Genomic DNA, 16929 nt, shown 5'->3' on the forward strand with positions numbered 1-16929 from the left:
TCGCAGTGCTGCGCCGGACTCCGCCCGCCGACTCACCGCCAGGCCTCCCTACGGCTCGAACTTGTACCCAAGCCCCCGCACCGTCACCAGGTACCGCGGCGCCCCCGGGTCCGGCTCGAACACCACCCCCGACGCACCCCTCGCACCGCTGCGCGGGCTTCGCAGTGCTGCGCCGGACTCCGCCCGCCGACTCACCGCCAGGCCTCCCTACGGCTCGAACTTGTACCCAAGCCCCCGCACCGTCACCAGGTACCGCGGCGCCCCCGGGTCCGGCTCAATCTTCGCCCGCAGCCGCTTGACGTGGACGTCGAGCGTCTTGGTGTCACCCACGTAGTCCGCGCCCCACACCCGGTCGATGAGCTGCATCCGGGTCAGCACCCGCCCGGCGTTGCGCAGCAGCATCTCCAGCAGGTCGAACTCCTTCAGCGGCAGGTCGACCTTCGTGCCGCCCACGGTGACCACGTGCCGGTCGACGTCCATCCGGACCGGACCGGCCTCCAGGGCCGCGGGGGTCACCTCCTCGGGCTCACCGCGCCGGCGCAGCACCGCGCGGATCCGGGCGACCAGCTCGCGCGAGGAGAACGGCTTGGTGACGTAGTCGTCGGCACCTATTTCCAGGCCGACCACCTTGTCGATCTCGCTGTCCTTGGCGGTCACCATGATGACGGGGACGTTGGAGCGGCCGCGCAGCTGGCGGCACACCTCGGTGCCCGGCAGGCCGGGCAGCATCAGGTCGAGCAGGACGAGGTCGGCGCCGTTGCGCTCGAACTCGTCGAGTCCGTCGGGCCCGGTGGTCGCGACGGCGACCTCGAAGCCCTCCTTGCGCAGCATGTACGACAGGGCGTCGGAGAAGGACTCCTCGTCCTCGACGACGAGCACACGGGTCACGGAAGGACCTCCGGGGAGGGAATTTCGTACGCGGATGAATCGGAAGAGTGGGGGGATGGGTGGGACGTCCGTCCGGCCTCGCCGTCGAGGTCCTCGGTGTCGTCCCGGTGGGACATCTGGTGGGCGCGGTCGCGGGCCGCACGGGCCTCCGGCAACCGCAGGGTGAAGGTGGAGCCCTGGCCCTCGGCGCTCCACACCGTGACCTCCCCGCCGTGCGAGGCGGCCACGTGCTTGACGATCGCGAGGCCAAGACCCGTACCGCCGGTGGCACGGGAGCGAGCGGGGTCGACGCGGTAGAAGCGCTCGAAGACGCGCTCCTTGTCCTTCTCCGAGATGCCGATGCCCTGGTCGGTCACGGCTATCTCGATCAGGTCCCCGCCGGGCTGGGCGACCGTACGGGCCGCGATGCCGACGCGGGTGCGGGCGGGTGAGTAGTTGACCGCGTTCTCGACGAGATTGCCGAGCGCGGCGGCGAGCTGGCCCCGGTTGCCCCACACCCGCAGGTCGGCGGTGCCTCCCGCGGCCATGGTGATCTCCTTGGTGCCCGCCGCGTGCCGGCAGCGGTCGATGGCCTCGGCGACCAGTTCGTCGACGCGGATCGGTTCGGCGTCCTCCAGCGGGTCGTCGTTCTGCACCCGGGAGAGGTCGATCAGCTCCTGCACCAGGTTCGTCAGCCGGGTCGCCTCGATCTGCATGCGCCCGGCGAAGCGCTCGACGGCCTCGGGGTCGTCGGAGGCGTCCATCACGGCCTCGGAGAGCAGCGAGAGCGCGCCGACGGGGGTCTTCAGCTCATGGCTGACGTTGGCGACGAAGTCGCGTCGCACCGCTTCGATGCGGCGGGCCTCGGTGAGGTCCTCCACGAGCAGCAGAACCAGCCGGGAGCCGAGCGGCGCCACCCGCGCGGACACCGCGAGGGCCTCGCCGCGCCCGGTCCCCCGGCGGGGCAGGTCCAGCTCGACCTGGCGTATCTCGCCGTCGCGCCGGGTGTCGCGGGCCATCTTCAGCATGGGCTCCACGGCGAGCTTGCCCCCGCGGACCAGTCCGAGGGCGTACGCGGCGGAGCTGGCCTTGACGACGCCGTCGGCCTCGTCGAGGACGACGGCGGACGAGCGCAGCACGGACAGCACGGTGTCCACACCCGGCGGAAGCACCGGGTCCGTGTGCAGGGAGGTACGCGTGGGGCGCCGCTGTTCGCGCTCGCTGAAGCGGAACGCCAGCGTGGCGATGACGCCGGTGAGCACTCCGGCGATCGCAGCCACTGCGGCGACCGCCGCGTTCACGTCCATGCTCCCAGGTTAGGCATGGCGGGGCCGGTGCCCACAGCCGTCGGCGGGCGAGCTCGAACACTCGTCGCCCAGAGTTCACCTTGGAGCCAGGGATGGTTCATTTGGGGTGACGGAACCGGACGCGTAGGAGTCGGAACGTGGGAGCGTGGGCAGGAGCCCGGGCTCCTGAAGCCCGGACAGACGCACGAGAGGAACCCTGATGCGGGACGCGTACCACGAGGAACTGGATTCGATCGGCGACGGTCTGGTGGAGATGGCCCGGCTGGTCGGGTCGGCGATCGGGCGCGCCACGACCGCCATCCTGGACGCCGATCTGAAGCTGGCGGAGAGCGTGATCGAGGCCGACCAGAAGGTCGACGAGCTCCAGCACGAGCTGGAGGCGCGGGCCATCGCCCTGCTGGCGCGCCAGCAGCCGGTGGCGACCGACCTGCGCATAGTCGTCACCTCGCTGCGGATGTCGGCCGACCTGGAGCGCTCCGGCGACCTCGCCCAGCACGTGGCGAAGCTCGCGCGGCTGCGCTACCCGGAGCGCGGCGTCCCGCGCGATCTGCACGCGACGATCCTGGAGATGGGCCAGCTCGCGCAGCGCCTGATGGCGAAGGCGGCCGAGGTGATCATCACCAAGGACGTGGACCTGGCGCTCCAGCTGGAGCAGGACGACGACGCGATGGACCTCCTCCACCGCACGCTCTTCCAGCACCTGATGGACGACCGCTGGAAGCACGGCATCGAGACGGCCGTCGACGTCACGCTGCTGGGCCGCTACTACGAGCGGTTCGCCGACCACGCGGTCTCGGTCGCCAAGCGGGTGGTCTACCTGGTCACCGGCGAGCACGCGGACGAGATCCAGGCGGAGCTCCAGACGGAGATCCAGACGGTGCCGGGGGTGGAGGGCGCCTGACCGCGGTCCGCGGCACCGCGGCGGGCGTGCACGGGACCGGCCCGGGCGTGCACGGGACTGACCCAGGCGTGCGCGAGGCCGGCCCGGGCGCGTACGAGCCCCAATGCGCCGTTGATGCGCCCAGGGGGGCGGGCATCCAATGGGGAGTGGTGTGCGCAGGCCCCAGCCCCGAGGAGGGACCCATGGCCGATTCTCCCGGTACGACGCCCGACCCCACACAGGAGCGCGAGACCGAGCAGCCCGCCGAGGTCAGGAACCTCACCCTGATCGCCGCCTGCGGCTGCGGCTCGGGCTGCGGCTGCGGGTGCCAGTCGGGCAACCCCTGCCAGTGCGGCTGACTCCGTACGAGCGGAGGCCCCGGCGCCGACGACGGCCGCCGGGGCCTCCGCCTCTGCTCAGGAAGCCTTGACCTCGGGCACCGCCTCCGCCGTCCGCGCCCTTTCCACAGCGACCGTTTCCGCGGTCTCTTCCGGCAGCCGGCGCATCAGCAGCCCGTATCCGAGGCCGGCCACCGTGCCGACGACGGCGCACATCCCCCACAGCCACTCGGCGCCCCAGTGGTCGATGACGAACCCGGACATCAGCGGGGCGACGAGGGCGGCGACCGCCCAGGACATGGTGTACATGCCCTGGTAGCGACCGCGCCCGTGCACGGGGGACAGCCGGACGACGAGCCCCGTCTGGGTCGGCGCGTTGACGATCTCGGCGAGCGTCCACACGCACACGGTGAGGGCGAAGACGGCGACCGACCCGGCGAAGGCGGTGAGCCCGAAGCCGTACCCGGCCAGCAGGGACGAGGCGACGAGCAGCTGCCGCGGGTCCCGGTGCTCGATGAACCGCGTGACCGGCAGCTGCAGGACGACGATCAGCACACCGTTGACGGCGATGGCCATGCCGAAGTCCGCAGGCGTGAACCCCGCCTCCCCCATGGCGACCGGCAGCCCCAGGTACCCCTGCTGGAAGACCACGGCGATGAGGAAGGACAGCCCGACGACGCTCATGAAGCGCCCGTCGCGCAGCACGGTCAGGAGCGAGACGGACTCGCCCGCGCCGGCGGCGTCCGGGGAGTCCTTGCCGCTCGGCCGGGACTCGGGCAGCTTCACGAAGACGACGACGGCGCACACCAGCGTCATTCCGGCCTCGATCAGGAACCCGGCGAGATAGCTGACCTCGGCGATGAACCCGGCGCCCGCGGAGGAGACGGCGAAGCCGAGGTTGATGGCCCAGTAGTTGAGCGAGAAGGCCCGGATACGGTCCTCCGGCCGCACGATGTCCGCCATCATCGCCTGCACGGCCGGCCTCGAGGCGTTGGAGGCCATGCCGACCAGGAAGGCGACAGCCGCGATGGCGACCGGGTCGCGCATGAAGCCGAGCAGCGCGATGGACAGCGCGGTGGCGGTCTGGGCGACGAGCAGCGTGGGCCGTCGCCCCAGCCGGTCGGTCATCACGCCGGCCCCGAGCGAGGAGATCACCCCGCCGAGCCCGTGCAGCGCGGCGACGAGACCGGCGTAGGAGGCGGAGTACCCGCGGTCGAGCGTCAGGTAGAGCGCCATGAAGGTGGCGACGAAGCCGCCCAGCCGGTTGACGAGGGTGCTGGTCCACAGCCACCAGAACGCAGGGGGGAGCCCGGAGACGGACTCGCGCACGGCACGTCTCAGTCCGGCGACTGACATGGGAACCCCCGTAGAACCCGGTGAACCAGTGACCCGGGAAGCAGATGTAAGTGGCTGAAGCGGCGAGCACAACTTACAAAGGCAGGGGTGCGGGAGGCCACTCGATTAACAGATCCCGTCAAGCGTCCGCCCAGCGGGCAGGGCGCGCGGCCCTCGCGGGGCGTCTATTACGCTCGGGCCCATGGCCGACGCACCGTACAAGCTGATCCTCCTCCGCCACGGCGAGAGCGAGTGGAACGAGAAGAACCTGTTCACCGGCTGGGTGGACGTCAACCTCACCCCGAAGGGCGAGAAGGAGGCGACGCGCGGCGGCGAGCTGCTCAAGGACGCCGGCCTGCTGCCCGACGTACTCCACACCTCCCTCCAGAAGCGCGCGATCCGCACCGCGCAGCTCGCGCTGGAGGCCGCCGACCGCCTGTGGATCCCGGTGAACCGCAGCTGGCGCCTGAACGAGCGTCACTACGGCGCCCTCCAGGGCAAGGACAAGGCGCAGACCCTCGCGGAGTTCGGCGAGGAGCAGTTCATGCTGTGGCGCCGCTCCTACGACACCCCGCCGCCCCCGCTCGACAACGACGCCGAGTACTCCCAGTTCAACGACCCGCGCTACGCGACCCTCCCGCCGGAGGTGCGCCCGCAGACGGAGTGCCTCAAGGACGTCGTCGTCCGCATGCTCCCGTACTGGTTCGACTCGATCGTCCCGGACCTCCTCACCGGCCGCACGGTCCTCGTCGCCGCCCACGGCAACAGCCTGCGCGCCCTGGTCAAGCACCTCGACGGCATCTCGGACGCCGACATCGCGGGCCTGAACATCCCCACGGGCATCCCCCTGTACTACGAGCTCGACGCCGACTTCAAGCCGGTCACCCCCGGCGGCACATACCTCGACCCGGAGGCGGCGGCGGCCGCGATCGAGGCGGTCAAGAACCAGGGCAAGAAGAAGTAAGCGCCCGCCAGTAGGCCCCCTGCCTGCGGGTTCCGCCGGGAGGGGGCATGCACCGGCGGAGACGAGCCACCCCTGCCCGGGGTGGCTCTCCGTCCGTCTGAGCTTCGCGCTACTGCGTGTGCTGGTCGGATCCGTCCGATGCCATGACTCGGGGCCCGACCGCCGTTCGGCCGGTCGGGCTACTTCCAATCTCTGCCCACCGGGGTCCCTCCGCATCTCGGGACGTCCGACCGGTAGTGCTCGACGAGCAGTTCACGGCCCATCTGCGTGTGACTCCGCCAACCGGTCGACCTCCCGAGGCGGGTCGGGCTCCGGTCTGCGGGACTGCTGGGACGATGCGCGCATGGCATCCGGGGCACAAACCGCCGCAGGTTCGGAAAAGACGCGAATGGTCCTGCTGACACTCGCGGCCGGTCAGTTCCTGATGGCGCTCGACAGTTCGGTCATGAACGTCTCGATCGCGACGGTGGCCGAAGACGTGGGCACGACGGTGACGGGTGTCCAGGGCGCCATCACGGCCTACACCCTCGTGATGGCGATGTTCATGATCCCCGGCGGCAAGGTGGGCGCACTGATCGGGCGCAAACGCGCTTTCACGATCGGATGCGTCATCTACGGCTGCGGCTCCCTCACCACGGCGCTCGCACCGAACCTGCCCATGCTGCTGCTCGGCTGGTCGTTCCTCGAGGGGATCGGTGCGGCACTCATCCTGCCCGCGATCGTGGCGCTCGTGGCCGGCAACTTCGCCACGGAACGCCGTCCCGCCGCCTACGGTCTCGTCGCGGCCGCGGGGGCCGTGGCGATCGCGGTCGGGCCACTCATCGGAGGTGTCGCGACGACCTACTTCTCCTGGCGATGGGTCTTCGCCGGAGAGGTCCTCGTGGTGCTCGGCATCCTGGCACTCGCCCGCCGCATCGCCGACGCGCCGGTCGGCGAACGCCCTCGCGTCGATCTCGCCGGTGCCGTGCTGTCCGCGATCGGGCTCGGGGTCTTCGTCTACGGCGTACTCCGCTCCGACGAATGGGGCTGGTTCCAGCCGAAGCCCGACGCGCCCGCGTGGCTCGGGATCTCGCTGACCGTGTGGCTGATGCTGGCCGGTCTCCTGCTGATCTGGCTCTTCCTCCGCTGGGAGGCCCGTATGGTGGAGCGGCGCAGGGAGCCACTCGTCGACCCGGCGATACTGCAGAACAAGCAGCTCACCGGCGGGCTGACGATGTTCTTCTTCCAGTACCTCGTCCAGATGGGCGTGTTCTTCGTCGTACCGCTCTACCTGTCGGTCGCCCTGGGCCTGTCCGCGCTCAAGACCGGTGCCCGTCTCCTGCCGCTCTCCGTGACACTGCTGGCGGCCGCCGTCCTGATCCCCCGCTACCTTCCGGACGTCTCACCCCGGCGGGTGGTGCGGCTCGGGGTCCTCGCGCTGCTCGCGGGCGCGGTGGTGCTGCTGGCCGCACTCGACGCGGACGCCGGTGCGGAGATCGTCACCATTCCCATGCTGCTGATCGGGCTGGGCATGGGCGCGCTGGCGTCCCAGCTCGGGTCGGTCACCGTGTCCGCGGTGCCGGAATCACGGAGCGCGGAGGTCGGCGGTGTCCAGAACTCCGTCACCAACCTGGGCGCCTCGATCGGTACGGCGCTCGCCGGGTCGATCCTGATCGCCGCGATGACGACTTCCTTCCTCACCAATGTGGAGCAGAACCCGGCGATCCCGGCCGAGGTCAAGAGCCAGGCAACTGTCGAGCTCGAAAGCGGCGTGCCGTTCTTGTCGGACGCCCAGCTCGAGTCCGTGCTCGACGAAGCGGGCACGAGCGAGGAGGTCGCTCAGGCGGCACTCGACGCGAACGAGGACGCCAGAATCGACGGGCTGCGCGCCGCATTGGCCATCCTCGCCTTCGCCGCGCTCCTCGCGATGTTCTTCACCTCACGGATCCCGCAGACCCAGCCCGGTCCGACGAAGCCATAGCCGCAGGACGGCCACAGGACCAGGCCGCCCTCGTGCCCTACACGGGTTGCGGAGCGAAGGGAAGCAGGTTGTCCCCTGCGGGCCGCACGATGCCGTAGCTGCTCTCGGGGACCTCGTTCCAGGCGCCGGGCAGATCGCCCAGCGGTTCGGACACGATGAGGCGGGTCTCGTCGGAGACCTCCTGCAGGAATTCGATGTCGGGGTGGAGTGCTCGTAGCGCCTCCACCTGGGTGCTGTAGTACAGCGAGCGGGAAGCTCCCTGGCTGGAGTGGCGGAAGGCCCACGTCTGCTCGCCGTCGGTCACGGCGACCGTCATCTGCAGGGGGAATTCCACCCCGTGCTCATGCCCGGTCCGCTCCACCATGCCGACCATGCGGGCGACGGCGCCCGGCGGGTCCTGTTCCAGACCGAAGGTGAGGGCCAGGTAGAACATCATCTCGGAGTCCGTCGATCCCTCGAGGTCGAGGAAGAGTTCCGGGTCGACCGCCAGGGCGAGATCGCGCCGTATCCGGTGGAAGTCGGTGATCCCGCCGTTGTGCATCCACATCCAGCGGCCGTGGCGGAACGGGTGGCAGTTGGTCTGCTGCACCGGGGTGCCGGTCGAGGCCCGGATGTGAGCGAAGAACAGCGGGGAGCGGACGTGGTCGGCGATCTCCCGCAGATTGCGGTTGCTCCATGCCGGGCCGGTGTCCCGGAAGACCGCGGGAGTGTCGTCCTCCGTTGTGTACCAGCCGACGCCGAACCCGTCGCCGTTGGTCGTCTCGACGCCCATCCGGGCGTGCAGGCTCTGGTCGATCAGCGAGTGGACCGGCTTGTAGAGCACGGTGTCGAGCAGGACGGGCGTTCCTGCATAGGCGAGCCACCGGCACATGTGGCCACCACCTTTCTGATGCTCGGCACCACGCCACAGGGGTGTGTCGTCCCCCGGCGGAGGCGCGGCTGCTGAGGTCCCGTCAGGGGTGTCCTCCACCGTGGGCCCGCCGAGTGCGGTTCCGCATCACCCGGGACAGGTGAATGCCGGTGGTCGCCGGCCCGACCGCTCCCGGGCCCGCGGTACCCGAGTCCCCGCGGCGCCACAGGCTCGGCGCCCTGAACCGGCCCGGGGGGTGACGGCGTGGTTCGGCTACGCGGAGGAGCGGGCCATTCGTGGCAGACGACGATCACCCATGGCCGGCCTGACCGTGTGTACGCACCGGCGTCCGGCGTCTTCGAGGCCCTCACCGGCGTCAGAGTCGCCGAGTCGTTGGCCGGGATGCGATGTGGTTCCGCCGCTGGAACAGAAGCGGGCCCGTGCCAGTAGGCCCCCTGCCTGTGGTGTCTCCGCCGGGAGGGGGCTTCTGGTGGGGCTGTCGGAGTGCGGTGGTCTCGGACATCGCGGAGAGTGGGAGTCGGGGACGGAACGCTTCGTGAGTGGGCGGTGGCGTCGTGTCGCGGCGTTCGGGGTGGGCCGCCGCCGCGGTGATCCGTCCGTCGGACACCTCGAGAAGGGAAGGCCCTGCCGTGGCAGCCACACCCGTCATGGAACTGCCGGTCATCAGCGAATGCGCGGCCGAGAGCTGCGCCTACAACAACGACCACACCTGCCACGCCGTGGCGATCACCGTGGGAGACCTCACCAACCCCGTCTGCGACACGTTCATGGGCGCGGACATGGAGGGCGGGGAGCCGTCCGTCACCGGGCGGGTCGGTGCCTGCAAGATGGCCGACTGCCGGCACAACACCGGGCTGGAGTGCCATGCCCCGTCCATCACCGTCGGCTACGAGCGCGAGCAGGTCGACTGCCTGACCTACGCGCAGGTCTGAGGACACGCGTGTCCTGACGGCTCGGGCCTCCTCCCCGCGGTTTCGCCGCGGGGAGGAGGCCTGGTCCGCCCGGTGCTCAGAGGTCGGGGAGTCCGGTCAGTGCGGACATCTGGCTGATCATCGTCGGGTTCGCGACGCCGGAGTAGGCGCGTACCTCGTCCACCGTGCCCTCGAAGTACTCACCGCGGATCGCCGAGCGGCCCACCTGAAGACCGCCCGAGGCCGTCCACGAGGTCGTGTCCGCCGCGGTGGACGTGTTGGCCAGTTGCCCGTTCACGTAGAAGCGGAGCTCATGAGCGGGAGCGTCGTAGACGACGGCCAGGTGGTCGCCCACGCCGTACGGGTCGTCGTCGGGCAGGGCCTGCTCCTCGCTGATGACCACCTGCGGAGCATCCGCCTTGTCCTCGGTGGACACCACGACCTCCCACTTCCCGGTCGCCGCCTGGTAGCGGATCGCCAGGCGGTCGGCGTGGGAGCCGGGGAGGGACAGGACGGTCTGCGTCCGGTCGTCGGCCGCGGCCGGGCGGGCGCGCACGGCGAGGGTGAAGCTCCCGTCCCCGCCGACCGGGGCCGCCGAGGTCGCCGCCCAGTCACCGTCGCCGTCGAGCCTGAGGTCGCCCTGATCGACCAGCGCGGCATCCCCGAAGATGTCGTCGTTGTAGTAGATCCAGGCGTCGCCGTTCAGTGTCAGCGGCAGGCCGCCGGGCTCCACGTTGGGAGCGATGCCGCCGGGTGCCGCCTCCAAGGGCCAGTAGCCCTCCCGGCTCAGTGGTGTCCCGGCGGCCCGGGGAGCCTGCCCCTTGTCGGCCGCGTAGGCGGTGCCAGGGAGCGCACCGAGTGTGAGCGAGAGTGCGACGGCGCCCAGCCCCACTAACGCGCCACGGTATCTGTCGTACATGAACCCCCCTTGGAAAGATCCGGTCAGGATGCTGACGCGATCTTCCGGCCCCGCTTCTCGTCGGCGCAAGGGGATTGCCGCTGGGTATCGGGGGGCGGCGAGCGTCACGACCGCTGTCGCTCCACCGGTGGCGCGAACAAAGAGACCGCGACCACAGCGCGCAGGGCTCTCGGGGGCGCATACTGGCCTCAATGACAAAATCTGCTGCTCCCAAGCGCCATCTGCCCACCAGCCCCTTCAAGGCCGCTGTGGCACCGCCTCCCAAGCACTTCGCCGTGGGTGACCAGGTCACCCACGACGTGTACGGACTCGGCCGGGTCGTCGCCCTCGAAGAGGGGATCGCGGCGCTCGTCGACTTCGGCTCGACACAGACGCGGATCCTGAGCCCGTACGCCAAGATGACCAAGCTGTAGAACCGCTGTGCCCGGTCACGGCACACCAGGTCCCTTCGGGGACCTGTACCGAAAGAGAGATCTCTCATCGAACTGACTTCGCTGTTCTCCTCCCCGGAGGGGCAGCCCCGGCGTTCCGCCGCGGCGTCACCGCCTCCGGCGACCAACCCCTTCCAGTCCCCTGATTTCGGGGACGACGAGACCTTCGTGCCCGAGGAGGCACCCGGTCCCGGCTCCGCCACGCGGGCGGCGTTCCCCGGAGCCGCCTGAGGACCGTCCACGTCACTCCGGCCGGGTTAGCCTCGTACCGGCCCACAGTGCGGAGGATGTGTTCATGCCCAGTTACGACAGTTCCCGGTCACGGCTGCGGCTGGCCGACCGTCATGTCCGGGTGATCGCCCGGCTCGCCGCGGGTGAGACTCCGGACGCCGAACTCTTCCCGACGCTCGGGGAGTTGCAGGAACTGGGGCTCGTCGGCGAGGAGGGGCAGCTCTCGCCGCTTCTGAGGGAGCTGGTGGAGGCTCTCGAGGCTCCCGTTCTCACCATCGGTGTCGAGATCACCGGCGAGGCCGGTCCCGTGCACCACGGGGTCGTCGTCGGGCCGAACACGGTGGTCGTCCACGAAGGGTGGCCGGGCGAGGAGGAGTCGGAGTACATCCCCGTCGAGCCGAGCACGCTCGTCTTCGAACTCGCCCGCATGGTCCATCTGCGTCGTGGTGCCGACGAGCAGCCGGCGGCGCCGCGCGTCGTATCGACCATGAAGGCCCTGGACGCCGCCTTCGGGGTCCTGGCCGCTCCGTCCGGAGAGCTCGACGAGGACCGGGGCGCGGTGCACAAGGCGCTCACCGGCGCCGGTACTTCCGGGGAGATGGCGGGCCCGCTGACGGAGCTGGTCCTCGCCCTGAACGCGTACTGGCGTGTCACCGTCGCCTGGGACGGGGAGCACGACGGCGCGCACGCCCCGATGCTCCGCAGCCTCGCCGTCTGGGACTGCGGCTCCCGGGGCTACTGGGTACGCGAGCAGCCGGAGGAGCCGATCCTGCCCGGCCAGGTCACGCCGGAGAGTCCTCTGGAGCTGGTCCGCTCGGACGCCGGGGAGATCTGGCGGAAGCTGACCGGTCTGATTCCGGAGAAGGGGGAGTTGGGGCCGCGCTGAGCAGGGCCGCCCCGGTCCGTCACTCCGCCTCGTCCGACCAGCGCTGCAACAGGGCGAAGGGTGCCGACAGTGCGGTGCCGGCCAGAGTGAGGGCGTCGGTGTCCACCTCCTCCAGCACGATGGCGATCGCCAGGTCCAGGGCGTCCACCGGGCCGGTGGCCGTGCCGGCGCTGTAGGTCGTGGCCGGCGGCACGTGCCGACCGGGTCCGATCGAAACCCGAACGCCTTCCCTCTCGAGGATCCTCTTCATACCCAGGCTCTCGATGGAGTAGATGTACTGCCGTCCCTGGTGTCCGATGCGTAGTGTTCGGTCTTTCTTGCGCACGGCGCGTGAGTTGAATCGCAACTCCGCGATGTGGCCGTCGAGTGTGAGCTCGGCTTTGAACAGTGACGGCCGTCCCAATCTGCGCTTTCCCCGGAAGACCGTCTCCGGGAAGTCAGGTCCGGACAGTCGGGCGGTGTCCATTCCCTTCGCAAGCGGATGGAGAAGCGGGCAGCGCTCCACAACGACAGGGCCGAAGTGACCGATCTGTCCCTCCACCCCGGCCTTGGGCCGCTCCCGCTTACTCGGCTTGGTCTTGTACGGCAGCAGCTCGAACTCGAGGGACTCACTACTCGTTTCCATGGCGGCAAAGGCTTTCATCTCTTGGGTTGACTAATCGAACGGGTTCAGCGCGCTGCCCAGCTTCTTGGCGCCGTCGGCGATGTCGTTGCCGAGGTCGCTCGCCTTGTCGCCCACCCACTCGGCCGCCTTGTCGGCGCCCTCCGTGATGTCGTCCCAGTGCTCGACGACCTTCAGTCCCCCGTAGACCAGGCCGGTGCCCACGGCGAGGCCGATCGTGAGCGGGGTGGGGGCGACCATCGCCGCGGTCAGGGAGGCGTTGAAGCCGGCCTCCGCGTAGTTGGCCAGGTAGCCGGCCTTGCTCTTCTCCCACTCCTTGGCGTGGTCCATGGTGGCGATGTTGGCCACGGAGAAGGCCGTCGCGCCCGCCGAGCCGACGATGCCGGCTCCGCGCCACAGCCCGGCGGTCTTCGCCGCCGCGCTGAATCCACCGGCCTTGCCGACCGTCAGGAGGTTGGCCTGTCCCGCGCGGACGACCGCCTGTCCCGAGTGCGTCAGCCCGCCGTACATGCGGGCCACGTCGTCCGACCCGGCGAAGAAGTTGATGGCCTGGTTGGGCGTGAAGCCCAGCAGCTTCGCGTTCATGAAGCCGCGCCTGCGCAGCGCGTCCCATCCGCCGCCCCAACGGTCGCCCAGGAAGCCCGAGCTGAAGGGCACGTTGGCGACCCGCTGGTACCTCTGGCTGCGGGAGGCCATGTTGCCGAGCTGGCCGGGGAGCCAGCTTCCGGGGGCGGCCAGCGAGCGGATGGGCGGGTTGTAGTTGCCGAGCTTGGTGCCCGCCCAGCGCAGGATGGGGTTGCTGCCGGACGCGGTCCAGCGTGCGGCGAGGGCGTCCTTCATCGGCCCGAGTCGGCCCGTCTTCACCGCGTTTCCCAGCAGCACCTTCGTGCCCGAGAAGCCGCTCGCCACCGAGACCTGGACGGCGGCCGCCACGTTGAACGCGTCGCTGCCGAACTTGAGCATCTCGGTGAGGGTCTCTTCGTGCGGTTCCAGACCCGGGATCTTCGTGAGCGCGTGCGCCTCGAGCCGGATGATCCAGTCGCCGAGCTTCTCCCCCGGCTGCCGTGCCAGGTCCTTCGCGTTCGGATCGTCGCTCGCCGCCACCGAGTTGGCCAGCAGCAGGGTCTCCGGCTTGATCCCCTCGCCCTGGTACTTCTCCAGGTCCTTCGCGGTGAACCCCGCCCACAGCAGCCCGGCCGTCGGGTCGCCGTTCTCCAGGCGGAGCAGGAGCGCGCGTTTACGCAGGTCCGCGGCCTCGTCGCGGGTCCAGGACCGCATCGGCTTCAGCGGCGCCAGCTGCCCGCTCACCCCCAGACGGGCGGCACGGGTGAAGGCCTCGTCGAGCCGGTCCTCCACACCACCGCGCCCGTCCAGGAGTTTCGCCAACTGCTCCAGGTCCTCGGGATTCGCCCCCCGAAACGACATCGCCGCCCCCGCCCTTCGATAGCCGACTTGGCCCTTGCCGCTCGCGGCTCAGAATAGGGCGTCGGTGGGGGGAGCGGCTGTCGCGGACAGTGCTCTACTCCATGAAGTTCGACCAGACCGCCCCTTGGATGCCGGACGCCGTGATGCCGCCGGAGTGGCCGCGCAGGCGGAGGTAGTCGGTGAAGAGGTCGGCGTATCCGTCGCGGTTCGAGTCGCGCAGGCGGAGGTGGTCGCCGAAGGTCGCGTTCTCCTCCAGACCTCCCGGCACACCCGAGCTGGTGCGGTCGAAGAACTGCGACTTCGCTCCGGTGAGCCCGGAGGCGCTGCCCCGCAGGATGTGGACGGCACCCGCGTCGGCGTATCCACCCAGGTCCTCTCCGGGGGCGGCCACGGCGAGGTCCGGATAACCGTCGCGGTTGACGTCACCGACGGAGATCCGCGCGCCGAAGCGGTCGCCGACCTCCATGCCGCCGGCGACGCCCGCGGTGTTCTGGTTGATACGGGTCACGCCGCCGGGGCCGCTGGAACCGCCGCGCCAGACGAGGACGCCGCCCTTGCCGTTGGCGTTGGGGTGACCGAGCGCGATGTCCCCGTACCCGTCCTTGTTGAAGTCGGCTATCCGGGCGTCGACTTCCCAGCTGGTGTCCTCGCCGGTGCCCAGCTTGTACGTCGTGCCCCGGGTGAGGGTGCTTCCGCCGCGGATGAACCAGGCGCCGGTGACGGTGTGCTCGCTTCCGTCCACCGCGCCGATGACCACGAGGTCGGCGGCCTTGTCCTTGGTGACCTTCCCGGCAACCAGTTTCCGGGCGAACATCCTCTCGTTGTCGAGCTTGGTGACCTTGCCGCTGAAGCCGGACTTGGTGAACGAGCCGACGTACACGTGCGCGTTGTAGTTGTTGATCAGGGCCAGGTCGGGCTTGCCGTCGCCGTTGAAGTCCCCGGCGGCGAGGGCGTAACCCATGTCGTGCCCCTTGCCGGGCGCCTTGTTCGGCACCGAGGTGCCCCCGGAGAGACCCGACGCGGACCCCCAGAGGATCACGACGGCTCCCTGATTGCTGACCGTGCCGACGTCCTCACCCGGGACGGCCACCGCGAGGTCGGCGTATCCGTCGCCGTTGAAATCCGCCCCGGCCAACTTGCCACCGAAGAAGTCGCCCGCCTCGTTGGCGCCGGGTATGCCCGCGCTGTTCTGCGTGATGTTCTGCTTGCGCCCGTCCGGCCCGGTGGCGGTGCCGTAGATGATGCCGACCGTTCCGGAGCCGTCCGAGCCCGCATCGGTGACGCCGCTGCTGTACGCGTAGTCGCGGTACCCGTCGCCGTTGAAGTCGTCCGCGTACTTGGCGGGGGCGGCGGCGGCCGGAGAGGCGACGGTGAGGGGGACGAGGCCGCAGCCGAGGACGGCCGCGGCGAGAGTGATCGTCGTGGTTCTGCTGCGCAAGGCGTGTCCTCGGTTCAGTGCGGGAAGGGGCCGAACAGCGTCGTGTACGAGAGCTTGAGGGTGTTCACCGTGAAGGTCTTCGAGCCCGTGCCGGTGGTGCCCGTCGTGGAGCCCTTCAGCAGGTGGATCATGCCGTGGCGGCTGTTGTCGAGCCAGTCGTTCGTGTCGACGAGCAGGTCGGCGCGGCCGTCGCGGGTGTAGTCGGTGAGCTTGACGCTCCAGCCGAAGAAGTCGTCGTGCTCGATGCCGCCCGCGACACCGGAGGTGTTCTGGTCGTACGCCTTGGCGCCGGTGCCGGACAGGCCTCCCGCCCGGCCCAGCAGCACGGTGACCATGCCCGCGTCGCGCTTGCCCGCCAGGTCCTCGCCGGAGGCGCCGATGGCGAGGTCGGCGTATCCGTCGCCGTTGACGTCGCCCGCCGAGACGGAGGAGCCGAAGTGGTCCCCGTCCTCCACACCGCCGGGTACGCCCGCCGTGTTCTGCGTGAACTTGACGGGCTTGCGCGCGGTGTTCGGGCCCCAGGGACCGCCGTACTGGACGGTGACGTATCCCCGCTCCGCGTCCGGCTGCTCGTAGCCGCGGCCGATGGCGAGGTCGCCGTAGCCGTCCTTGTCGAAGTCGCCGACAGTGGTGATCGTTCCGCCGCCGACCTGGTGGCCGAGGTCGTCCGGCACGCGTACCTGACCCGCGGACCGGGCGAAGCCGTCGCCTCCACGGTGGAAGAAGGCCCGCATGTCGGGGTCGTCGCCACCCGCCAGGTCGTCGCCGAGGATGTACAGGTCCGTGGCGGCATCCGCGGTGACGCGGCCCGCGGTGAGCTGGGAGGCGCTCAGGTAGCCGTAGTCCTCGCCGAGGCGCTGCCAGCCGGCCTTTCCGCCGGTGCGGGTGAAGGGGCCCTCGAGCAGGATCGCGCCGGCCCGGCTCTGGCTGATCGCCGTGAGGTCCTGGTCGCCGTCGCCGTCGAAGTCGCCGGCGACGACGTCCAGTCCGAACTGGTCGCCGGAGCCGACGTATTCGGGGGCGATGGGCGAGTGGAAGACGGTGCCGGAGCCCAGCCCTTTGGACCCGCCCCATACGACGGTCAGTCCGCCGCGCATCTGCACGTCACCGACGTCCTCCCCCGGTGAGGCGACGACCAGGTCGGCGTAGCCGTCGCGGTCGAGGTCGGCGGTGGTCGCCGCGAAGCCCCACTGATCACCCTCCTCCACCGCGCCGGGTATGCCCGCCGAGTCCTGGTGGATGGTCTGGACGCGGGTGCCGGGTCCGGTCGACGTGCCGTACACGACGGTGACCCGGCCGTCCTTGCCGTGCGTTCCGCCCAGCATGACCAGGTCACGGTAGCCGTCGCCGTTGAAGTCGTCGGCGAGCTCGGCGGGCGCCGCGGACGCCGTCGGGGCGGCGAGGAGCGGCGTGCAGAGTGCCGTCGCGAGTGCCGCCGCGGCGGCGAGGACGGTGCGTGAGGAGGGCATTTTTCTCCGGGGTCCCAGAAGCGTCCTGTGGACGGACACTTGAACTGCGATCTTCGACGCGCACGAACCGCCAAT

At 70.3% G+C, this 16929-nt stretch carries 16 protein-coding genes; 7 read left to right on the forward strand and 9 right to left on the reverse strand.

Going from position 1 to position 16929, the window contains the following annotated elements:
• Window positions 1-207: 207 nt before the first annotated feature.
• Both F1615_RS29900 and F1615_RS29905 read right to left on the reverse strand, forming a co-directional pair.
• On the reverse strand, window positions 208-888 hold the full coding sequence (locus F1615_RS29900) for a response regulator transcription factor (protein WP_004929857.1): 681 nt from the start codon (window positions 886-888) through the stop codon (window positions 208-210).
• On the reverse strand, window positions 885-2174 hold the full coding sequence (locus tag F1615_RS29905) for a sensor histidine kinase (protein ID WP_149552188.1): 1290 nt from the start codon (window positions 2172-2174) through the stop codon (window positions 885-887). The genes F1615_RS29900 and F1615_RS29905 overlap by 4 nt, the downstream gene beginning before the upstream one ends.
• A gap of 199 nt (window positions 2175-2373) precedes the next feature.
• Here F1615_RS29905 and phoU point away from each other — a divergent pair, with 199 nt between their 5' ends.
• Window positions 2374-3075, forward strand: a complete 702-nt coding sequence (gene phoU / locus F1615_RS29910; RefSeq protein WP_149552189.1) for a phosphate signaling complex protein PhoU — start codon at window positions 2374-2376, stop codon at window positions 3073-3075.
• Window positions 3076-3257: 182 nt separating this feature from the next.
• Entirely contained in the window at window positions 3258-3413 is a 156-nt protein-coding gene (locus F1615_RS35775) for a hypothetical protein (RefSeq protein ID WP_167533904.1), read from the forward strand.
• Between the two features lie 57 nt (window positions 3414-3470).
• Here the strand turns inward: F1615_RS35775 and F1615_RS29915 are convergent, their stop codons facing one another.
• Window positions 3471-4748, reverse strand: a complete 1278-nt coding sequence (locus F1615_RS29915; protein ID WP_149552190.1) for an MDR family MFS transporter — start codon at window positions 4746-4748, stop codon at window positions 3471-3473.
• Window positions 4749-4929: 181 nt separating this feature from the next.
• On the opposite strand from F1615_RS29915, the gene F1615_RS29920 reads away from it, so the two are divergent.
• Both F1615_RS29920 and F1615_RS29925 read left to right on the forward strand, forming a co-directional pair.
• On the forward strand, window positions 4930-5691 hold the full coding sequence (locus F1615_RS29920; protein WP_149552191.1) for a phosphoglyceromutase: 762 nt from the start codon (window positions 4930-4932) through the stop codon (window positions 5689-5691).
• A 388-nt stretch (window positions 5692-6079) separates the two neighbouring features.
• Window positions 6080-7651, forward strand: a complete 1572-nt coding sequence (locus F1615_RS29925) for an MFS transporter (protein ID WP_244328901.1) — start codon at window positions 6080-6082, stop codon at window positions 7649-7651.
• A 37-nt stretch (window positions 7652-7688) separates the two neighbouring features.
• On the opposite strand, the gene F1615_RS29930 is transcribed toward F1615_RS29925, so the two are convergent.
• The gene (locus F1615_RS29930) at window positions 7689-8522 is read right to left on the reverse strand and encodes a class II glutamine amidotransferase (RefSeq protein ID WP_149552193.1); all 834 of its coding nucleotides are present in this window, start codon (window positions 8520-8522) and stop codon (window positions 7689-7691) included.
• Between the two features lie 647 nt (window positions 8523-9169).
• On the opposite strand from F1615_RS29930, the gene F1615_RS29935 reads away from it, so the two are divergent.
• Complete coding sequence (locus F1615_RS29935) at window positions 9170-9454, forward strand: DUF1540 domain-containing protein (RefSeq protein WP_149552293.1); 285 nt, start codon at window positions 9170-9172, stop codon at window positions 9452-9454.
• 76 nt (window positions 9455-9530) lie between these two features.
• On the opposite strand, the gene F1615_RS29940 is transcribed toward F1615_RS29935, so the two are convergent.
• The gene (locus tag F1615_RS29940; protein WP_149552194.1) at window positions 9531-10352 is read right to left on the reverse strand and encodes a LamG domain-containing protein; all 822 of its coding nucleotides are present in this window, start codon (window positions 10350-10352) and stop codon (window positions 9531-9533) included.
• Window positions 10353-10543: 191 nt separating this feature from the next.
• Between F1615_RS29940 and F1615_RS29945 the strand changes: the two genes are divergently transcribed.
• Both F1615_RS29945 and F1615_RS29955 read left to right on the forward strand, forming a co-directional pair.
• Window positions 10544-10765, forward strand: a complete 222-nt coding sequence (locus F1615_RS29945) for a hypothetical protein (RefSeq protein WP_037930805.1) — start codon at window positions 10544-10546, stop codon at window positions 10763-10765.
• Window positions 10766-11078: 313 nt separating this feature from the next.
• Window positions 11079-11900 (forward strand): hypothetical protein, encoded by an 822-nt coding sequence (locus F1615_RS29955; RefSeq protein WP_149552195.1) that lies wholly within the window; start codon window positions 11079-11081, stop codon window positions 11898-11900.
• A gap of 19 nt (window positions 11901-11919) precedes the next feature.
• Here the strand turns inward: F1615_RS29955 and F1615_RS29960 are convergent, their stop codons facing one another.
• The 4 genes from F1615_RS29960 to F1615_RS29975 form a co-directional block, all read right to left on the reverse strand.
• Complete coding sequence (locus tag F1615_RS29960) at window positions 11920-12543, reverse strand: hypothetical protein (RefSeq protein WP_244328903.1); 624 nt, start codon at window positions 12541-12543, stop codon at window positions 11920-11922.
• Between the two features lie 12 nt (window positions 12544-12555).
• Window positions 12556-13947: a PE-PGRS family protein gene (locus F1615_RS29965; protein WP_149552196.1), complete on the reverse strand. Its 1392-nt coding sequence runs from the start codon at window positions 13945-13947 to the stop codon at window positions 12556-12558.
• Window positions 13948-14041: 94 nt separating this feature from the next.
• Window positions 14042-15385, reverse strand: a complete 1344-nt coding sequence (locus F1615_RS29970) for an FG-GAP and VCBS repeat-containing protein (RefSeq protein ID WP_149552197.1) — start codon at window positions 15383-15385, stop codon at window positions 14042-14044.
• 14 nt (window positions 15386-15399) lie between these two features.
• The gene (locus F1615_RS29975; protein WP_149552198.1) at window positions 15400-16854 is read right to left on the reverse strand and encodes an FG-GAP-like repeat-containing protein; all 1455 of its coding nucleotides are present in this window, start codon (window positions 16852-16854) and stop codon (window positions 15400-15402) included.
• Window positions 16855-16929 lie beyond the last annotated feature (75 nt).

The sequence above is a fragment of the Streptomyces marokkonensis genome, assembly GCF_008312835.1.
Lineage (GTDB): Bacteria > Actinomycetota > Actinomycetes > Streptomycetales > Streptomycetaceae > Streptomyces > Streptomyces marokkonensis_A.